Source organism: Pseudomonas sp. GM80 (assembly GCF_000282515.1).
In the GTDB taxonomy this organism is placed as follows: domain Bacteria; phylum Pseudomonadota; class Gammaproteobacteria; order Pseudomonadales; family Pseudomonadaceae; genus Aquipseudomonas.
This window is the reverse complement of sequence record NZ_AKJD01000222.1, coordinates 1-8,088: the sequence shown is the minus strand read 5'-3', so window position 1 is coordinate 8,088 and position 8,088 is coordinate 1. Positions and strand designations below refer to the sequence as shown.

7 protein-coding genes are annotated in these 8,088 nt (G+C 58.7%); 3 read left to right on the top strand and 4 right to left on the bottom strand.

Annotated elements, in window-relative coordinates:
• Positions 1-313: 313 nt before the first annotated feature.
• From PMI37_RS27150 to PMI37_RS27140, 3 genes are all read right to left on the bottom strand, one after another.
• Positions 314-1,972 (bottom strand): cation acetate symporter, encoded by a 1,659-nt coding sequence (locus PMI37_RS27150; protein ID WP_008087301.1) that lies wholly within the window; start codon positions 1,970-1,972, stop codon positions 314-316.
• Complete coding sequence (locus tag PMI37_RS27145) at positions 1,969-2,280, bottom strand: DUF485 domain-containing protein (RefSeq protein WP_008087300.1); 312 nt, start codon at positions 2,278-2,280, stop codon at positions 1,969-1,971. Before PMI37_RS27145 ends, PMI37_RS27150 begins: the two co-directional genes overlap by 4 nt.
• A 250-nt stretch (positions 2,281-2,530) precedes the next feature.
• Complete coding sequence (locus tag PMI37_RS27140; RefSeq protein ID WP_008087297.1) at positions 2,531-3,382, bottom strand: glycine betaine ABC transporter substrate-binding protein; 852 nt, start codon at positions 3,380-3,382, stop codon at positions 2,531-2,533.
• Positions 3,383-3,668: 286 nt separating this feature from the next.
• On the opposite strand from PMI37_RS27140, the gene PMI37_RS27135 reads away from it, so the two are divergent.
• The gene (locus PMI37_RS27135; protein ID WP_045123310.1) at positions 3,669-5,264 is read left to right on the top strand and encodes a glycoside hydrolase family 17 protein; all 1,596 of its coding nucleotides are present in this window, start codon (positions 3,669-3,671) and stop codon (positions 5,262-5,264) included.
• 122 nt (positions 5,265-5,386) lie between these two features.
• Here PMI37_RS27135 and PMI37_RS27130 read toward each other — a convergent pair whose 3' ends face one another.
• Complete coding sequence (locus tag PMI37_RS27130; protein WP_008087294.1) at positions 5,387-5,755, bottom strand: hypothetical protein; 369 nt, start codon at positions 5,753-5,755, stop codon at positions 5,387-5,389.
• A gap of 224 nt (positions 5,756-5,979) precedes the next feature.
• On the opposite strand from PMI37_RS27130, the gene PMI37_RS27125 reads away from it, so the two are divergent.
• Both PMI37_RS27125 and PMI37_RS27120 read left to right on the top strand, forming a co-directional pair.
• Entirely contained in the window at positions 5,980-7,278 is a 1,299-nt protein-coding gene (locus PMI37_RS27125; protein ID WP_008087292.1) for a hypothetical protein, read from the top strand.
• The gene (locus PMI37_RS27120) at positions 7,271-8,059 is read left to right on the top strand and encodes an MlaA family lipoprotein (RefSeq protein ID WP_008087290.1); all 789 of its coding nucleotides are present in this window, start codon (positions 7,271-7,273) and stop codon (positions 8,057-8,059) included. Before PMI37_RS27125 ends, PMI37_RS27120 begins: the two co-directional genes overlap by 8 nt.
• The last annotated feature ends 29 nt before the right edge of the window (positions 8,060-8,088 follow it).

The following is an 8,088-nucleotide window of genomic DNA, read 5'->3' as shown; positions in this document are numbered from 1 at the left end:
GGCGCAGCCAAACACAGCGAGAGGAGGTGCAGCGAAGCAAACCGTAGGCGCTGCGCCCGGATCGATCCCGGAGCGAAGGAACCCCGAGCCCCAGCGAGCGGGACGCACGAAGGAGCAAGCCTTTTGGGTTACCTTTTCGGCGTTTGGAAAAGGTGACCCGCCGTAAGGGCGGAACCCTAAGCAGCCCTAACCGCAGCAACGGATATGTACACGAACCGCACGAAAAACACGGCCTGCGCGATAACCGCCCACAAAAAATGCCCCGATCTCTCAACCGGGGCATTCAGCACAACATTACAAAACCATCAAACCATCAATGCGAAACCGCCCCACTCGCCCCCAACCCAGTCTGCGAACGCACAAACTGCGGGAAGAACAGCGCGCGCTCCTTATCCGCAGCCGCCGACTTGTCAGTAATCGAGAAGAACCAGATCCCGACAAAGGCAATAATCATCGAAAACAGCGCCGGATACTCGTAAGGGAAGATCGCCTTCTCATGATGCAGAATCTGCACCCAGATGGTTGGGCCAAGAATCATCAGGCCTACAGCACTGATCAACCCCAACCAGCCGCCAATCATCGCACCGCGTGTGGTCAGCTTCTTCCAGTACATCGAAAGCAGCAGCACCGGGAAGTTACAGCTCGCCGCAATCGAGAACGCCAGGCCCACCATGAACGCAATGTTCTGGCTTTCGAAGAGGATGCCCAAGCCAATCGCCAGCACCGCCAAGGCAATGGTGGTGATCTTCGAGACACGAATCTCGTCCTTCTCGTTCGCCTTGCCCTTCTTGATCACACTGGCATACAGGTCGTGAGACACCGCCGAAGCACCGGCCAGCGTCAGGCCTGCAACAACCGCCAGAATGGTCGCGAACGCCACCGCCGAGATAAAGCCGAGGAAGATACTGCCACCAACCGCATTGGCCAGATGCACCGCCGCCATGTTGTTGCCGCCCAACAGCGCGCCAGCAGCATCTTTGAAGGCCGGGTTAGTGCTGACCAGCAGGATCGCGCCGAAGCCGATGATGAAAGTCAGAATGTAGAAGTAGCCAATGAAACCGGTTGCGTACAGAACGCTCTTGCGAGCTTCTTTTGCGTCACTCACGGTGAAGAAGCGCATCAGAATGTGTGGCAGGCCAGCCGTACCGAACATCAGCGCCAGACCCAGCGAGAACGCCGAAATCGGATCTTTCACCAGACCGCCCGGGCTCATGATCGCTTCACCTTTCGGGTGAACCTTGATCGCCTCGGAGAACAGCATGTTGAAGTCGAAGTTGACGTGCTTCATCACCATCAGCGCCATGAACGAGGCACCGGACAGCAACAGCACCGCCTTGATGATTTGCACCCAAGTGGTTGCCAGCATGCCGCCGAACAGCACGTACATGCACATCAGGATGCCGACCAGAATCACCGCGACGTGGTAGTCCAGACCGAACAGCAGCTGGATCAACTTGCCGGCACCGACCATTTGCGCGATCAGGTAGAACGCCACCACCACCAGCGAACCACAGGCAGACAGGGTGCGGATCTGAGTTTGCCCGAGGCGGTAGGACGCCACGTCGGCAAAGGTGTATTTACCCAGGTTACGCAGACGCTCGGCGATCAGGAACAGAATGATCGGCCAGCCCACCAGGAAGCCGATCGAGTAGATCAGGCCATCGTAGCCGGAGGTGAACACCAGCGCGGAAATCCCCAGGAAGGACGCCGCCGACATGTAGTCACCGGCAATCGCCAGACCATTCTGGAAACCGGTGATCTTGCCGCCCGCTGCATAGTAGTCGGCCGCCGAGTTGTTTTTCTTCGAGGCCCAGTAGGTGATGTACAACGTCGCGCCAACGAAGGCCACGAACATCAGGATCGCAGGGATGTTCAGCGGCTGTTTGGCCACCTCCCCCGTCAACGCGTCAGCCGCCCAGACACTCGGCGCGAAAGCCGCAACACTCAATAGAGCCAGTAGACGCCGGATCATTGCTGAGCCTCCTTGAGAATCGCATTGTTCAGGTCGTCAAACTCGCCATTGGCGCGGCGCACGTAGATCCCGGTGAGGATGAATGCCGAAAGAATCAGCCCGACACCGATCGGAATACCCCAGGTAATCGAAGACTCAGGACTGAGTTTCGCTCCCAGTATGTGCGGCCCGTAAGCGATCAAAAGGATGAAGCCAGAGTAAAGCCCGAGCATGATTGCCGAGAGAATCCAGGCGAATCGTTCTCTTTTCTGAACCAGCTCCTTGAATCGGGGACTGTTTTGAATCGAGAGGTAAATGCTGTCGTTCATTGTTTTTATCCTCGCAGCACAAATTATTGTTGGAACATAGCTAATGTATGCGGCTGCGAGAGCGGTAACAGACGACCTTAGTAGTAGAACGCCATGACGTATTCGCCATTTTTCAGCACACACAAAAACCTGTGGGAGCTGGCTTGCCAGCGATGGCGTCGTGTCAGTCAACTGATTAGTCAACTGACCGACCGCTATCGCGGGCAAGCCCGCTCCCACAGGGTTTGCGTTGATCCGAAGCTATTTGTGGTTATTTGGTCCAGTCAGCCACGCGATCCGGGTGCTTGGCGACCCAATCTTTCGCCGCTGCTTCAGGTTTGGCACCGTCCTGAATCGCCAGCATCACTTCGCCGATCTCGTCTTTCGACGCCCACTGGAAGTTTTTCAGGAACTTGGCCACTTCCGGTGCCTTGGCATCGAGCTCTTTGCTGCCGATGCTGTTCACGGTTTCAGCCGCGCCGTACACGCCTTTCGGGTCGTCGAGGAAGCGCAGTTTCCACTTGGCGAACATCCAGTGCGGCACCCAACCGGTGACGGCAATGGATTCGTTTTTCTTCTCGGCACGGGTCAGCTCGGCGATCATGCCGGCGCCGGAACTGGCTTTGAGGTTGTATTTGTCGAGGCCGTAATCCTTGATCGCCTGATCGGTCTTGAGCATCACGCCTGAACCGGCATCGATACCGACGATACGATTCTTGAAGGTGTCATCGGTTTTCAGGTCTTCGATCGACTTGGCTTTGACGTACTCCGGCACGATCAGGCCGATTTTTGCATCCTTGAAGTTCGGGCCGTAATCGACGACCTGATCCTTGTTTTTCGTCCAGTATTCGCCATGGGTGACGGGCAGCCAGGCCGAGAGCATGGCGTCGAGTTTACCGGTGGCAACCCCTTGCCACATGATCCCGGTGGCGACGGCTTGCAGCTTCACGTCATAGCCGAGTTTCTGCTTGATCACTTCGGCCGCTACGTGGGTGGTCGCAACGCTGTCGGACCAGCCGTCAACGTAACCGATGTTCAAGGTCTTGGTTTCCGCGCTGGCCAGTGTTGCGCCCATCGCAAGCGCCAGTGCGGCACCTGCGCCTAAAAGTCGTCGCATCTTCATCGTTACTTCCCCGAAATGCTGCGCCCGACGGATGACGGGCGGCGTCAACGTATTGTTATGGTGCACAGCGCCCCCATCACGCCTGACCGCAAACTCGCTGGACCATCAGTGGAGTGCTGACGCTTTCGATCATCAACCTGACGACGCTCGCGACCTGCTCTGTCAGCGACCTCAAGACAACGAGAAACGACATCAGAAGGCCATTAATCGCCTGCGAATAATTGGCGCCAGACAATCCGCCCGAACTTTGCATGTGCAAATGATGCGAGCCACCAACCCCGGATAAATGCAGGTAACATGCGTCGCTTTGCAGCCACTCGGCCCGACCATGTCCGCGACGTCCCGCTTCCCCTTCCCTGCTTATTTATTTGCCTGCCTGCTGGGCCTGTTTGCCCTCGGCGGCTTCTGGTACGGCCTCGGTAAACCGGTGATCCTGCCGGACGCCGCGACGCCGACGCACAAGCTGCAATGCGCGTCCTATACGCCGTTCGATAAAGACCAATCGCCGTTCGACGTACCGTTCAAACTGCGCCCCGAGCGCATGGACGCCGACCTCGCGTTATTGGCGACCCGCTTTGAATGCATCCGCACCTATTCAATGACCGGCCTTGAAGCGCTGCCGGATCTGGCGCGCAAACACGGACTAAAGTTGATGATCGGCGCCTGGATCAACAGCAACCCGGTCGATACGGAGAAGGAAGTCGAGCTGCTGATCAAATCGGCCAACGCCAACCCGGACGTGGTCAGCGCGGTGATCGTCGGCAACGAAGCGTTGCTGCGCAAGGAAGTCACCGGCGCGCAACTGGTCCGACTGATCACCAAGGTCAAGAGCCAGATCAAGCAACCGGTCACCTACGCCGATGTCTGGGAGTTCTGGCTCAAGCATCCGGAAGTCGCGCCGGCAGTGGATTTCCTGACCATTCATTTGCTGCCGTATTGGGAAGATGATCCCTCGAACATCGATGCCGCCCTGCACCACGTGGCAGAGGTGCGTCAGGTCTTCGGCAACAAATTCGCCCCCAAAGACGTGATGATCGGCGAGACCGGCTGGCCGAGCGAAGGCCGCCAGCGTGAAACCGCCCTGCCGAGCCGGGTCAACGAGGCGAAATTCATTCGTGGTTTTGTCGCCATGGCCGAGAAGGAAGGCTGGCATTACAACCTGATCGAAGCCTTTGATCAGCCCTGGAAACGGGCGAGTGAAGGCGCGGTCGGTGGCTACTGGGGACTGTTCGATGCGGATCGTCAGGACAAGGGCGTGCTCGCCGGCCCCGTGACCAATGTGCCGTTCTGGAAAGAATGGCTGGCGGTCGGTGGTTTGATTTTCCTTGGCACGCTGATCCTTGGCGGGCGCGTTCGCACCACGCGTTCGGCACTGGTGTTGCCGCTGTTGGGCGCCCTCGCCGCTTGCTCGATTGGCGCCTGGGGTGATCTGGCGCGGGTGACTACACGGTTTGCCAGCGAATGGTTGTGGGTCGGCTTGCTGACGGCGTTGAATCTGCTGGTATTGGCGCATGCCGCACTGACGCTGAGCGCACGCACGGGCTGGCGTGAGCGTGCGTTCAATGTGCTCGAGCGACGTGCAGGCTGGCTGGTCGCGGCGGCAGGTTTTGCCGCTGCCGTGATGATGCTCGAGATGGTTTTTGACCCGCGTTATCGCAGCTTTGCGAGCATGGCGTTTGTGCTGCCGGCGCTGGTTTACCTGTGCCGCCCGGTGAGCGTGCCGCGTCGGGAGATCGCGCTGCTGACCTTTATTGTCGGTGCGGGGATTGCGCCGCAGCTGTATCAGGAAGGTTTGCAGAATCAGCAGGCGTGGGGCTGGGCGTTGGTCAGCGTGTTGATGGTCGCAGCCCTTTGGCGCTGCCTGCGCGTTCGCCAGATCTGATTTTCAGCGCCTTCGAAGCCCTCATCGCTGGCAAGCCAGCTCCCACAGAATATTGGTTGAGCACAACATATGTGTACGACCCAAAAACCTGTGGGAGCTGGCTTGCCAGCGATGACTGACTGTCAGGCGCTGGGGGACTTACGCACCAGGCGCAGCCCGGCAATCACCAACGCAAACACCGCTAAAGTGGTGTTGTACAACGCCAGCGCCGGCACCCCGAACACCAGCGCCAGCACCGCCAGCCACCAGCCTGCCCGCCCGGGCACGACAAAACCGATCAGCGCCGCACCGAGCGCCGTCCAGCCCAGCACTTTGAAGTGAATCATCAGCCCAAGGTTGGAACGCAACTGGCATTCCCAGCGGCTGGCCTCATCCACGCAAATGCCCACCCACTTGCCGTCCTCCATAAAGCCATACCGCGCGGCATAACTGGCAGCCAGCCACAACGGCAACAGAACGAGCAGCAGAATCACGGGCAAGCGGCGGGACATGAAGCACTCCAAACATGGGAAATCGGCGGCCAGCTTAATCTGCCGCCAGCGGTGTGCAAGCGCTAACAACACTTAACTGTTCATTGATGCGGTGCAAAGTGTATCGTCCAGCTACTATTACTCCGAATTCTGCCTGTTTGGTGCCGATGCATGGCACTTTGGCGCAAACCCGGTGGTCATAGCCTGCGAACTTCATTCGGCACCTTCCTCTAAGGGATCTAGTCATGCTCCGTTCCTTGCGCTTCGCCGCGCTGTTCAGCGGCCTTATTTTGAGTGCGTCCGCACTGGCGGTGGACATCGATGCCGCCAGTTATGGCTATCCCCTGACCAACCCGTTCGAGGCGACCATCGCCACGACCCCGCCGGACTTGCGCCCGGAATTGCCGCTGGACGACGACATCAACCAGTCGGATCGCAGCCTGACGTTGCGCCCGGAGCGCGAGTTCATCCTGCCGGACAATTTCTGGGCAGTGAAGAAACTCACCTACCGGATCGCCACTCAGGACAAACCGGCACCGCTGATCTTCCTGATCGCCGGCACTGGCGCGCGCTATGACAGCACGCTCAACGAATACCTGAAAAAGCTCTACTACAAGGCCGGCTACCACGTCGTGCAGTTGTCGTCGCCGACCAGTTTCGACTTCATCAGCGCCGCCTCGCGCTTTGCCACTCCGGGCGTGACCAAGGAAGACGCCGAAGACATGTACCGGGTGATGCAAGCCGTGCGCGCGCAGAATCCGAAAGTGCCGGTGACCGAGTACTACCTGACCGGGTACAGCCTCGGCGCGCTGGATGCCGCCTTCGTTGCGCACCTGGACGAGACCCGTCGCAGCTTCAACTTCAAGAAAGTCCTGCTGCTCAACCCGCCGGTGAACCTCTACACCTCGGTGACCAACCTCGACAAGTTGGTGCAAACCGAAGTTAAAGGCATCAACAACAGCACCACCTTCTATGAGTTGGTGTTGAGCAAGTTGACCCGTTACTTCCAGCAGAAAGGCTACATCGACCTCAATGATGCGCTGCTCTATGACTTCCAACAGTCCAAGCAACATCTGACCAACGAACAGATGGCGATGCTGATCGGCACCTCGTTCCGCTTCTCGGCGGCCGACATCGCGTTCACCTCCGACTTGATCAACCGTCGCGGCCTGATCACGCCACCGAAATTTCCGATCACCGAAGGCACCAGCCTCACGCCGTTCCTCAAGCGTGCGCTGCAGTGCGACTTCGACTGCTACCTGACCGATCAAGTGATTCCGATGTGGCGCGCGCGCACCGACGGCGGCAGCCTGCTGCAACTGATCGATCAGGTCAGCCTGTATGCACTCAAGGATTACCTGCACGACAGCCCGAAAATCGCCGTGATGCACAACGCCGACGACGTCATCCTCGGCCCGGGCGACCTCGGTTTCCTGCGCAAGACCTTCGGTAATCGCCTGACCGTTTACCCACTGGGCGGCCACTGCGGCAACCTTAACTACCGCGTCAACAGCGACGCTATGCTGGAGTTTTTCCGTGGCTAAATATCTCCTGCTGATGGCAGCGCTCCTCTGCGCAGGCGTGGCCCAGGCCGACAACAGTAAAGCCAACGCGCCGGTGGTGGTCGACAGTGACGGCTTCAAAGAGCCGCTGTCCAAACTCAAATTCAACCCGGGGCTGGATCAGCGCGAATTCGAGCGCTCGACGCTCAACGCGCTGAACGTCTACGACCCGCTGGAATCGTGGAACCGTCGGGTTTACCACTTCAACTACCGCTTCGACCAATGGGTGTTCCTGCCGGTGGTCGATGGCTATCGCTACATCACGCCAAGCTTCCTGCGCACCGGTGTGAGCAACTTCTTCAATAACCTCGGCGATGTGCCCAACCTGGTCAACAGCCTGTTGCAGTTCAAGGGTCAGCGCTCGATGGAAACCACCGCGCGCCTGCTGCTCAACACCACCATCGGCATCGCCGGTTTGTGGGATCCGGCCACGGCGATGGGCCTGCCGCGCCAGAGCGAAGACTTCGGCCAGACCCTGGGCTTCTACGGTGTACCCGGTGGCGCTTACTTCGTCTTGCCGATCTTCGGCCCGTCGAACATCCGCGACACCGCCGGCCTGGCCGTGGACTACACCGCCGAATCGGCAATCAACTTCCTCAATGTCTCGGAAGTCAGCTCCAACCATCCGGAAGTCTGGGCGTTGCGCGCAGTCGACAAGCGCTATCAGACCAGCTTCCGCTACGGCCAGATGAATTCGCCGTTCGAGTACGAGAAAGTGCGTTACGTGTACACCGAAGCACGCAAGCTGCAGATCGCCGAATAGTTTTCGGCATGTCTAGTCCTGAAATAGGT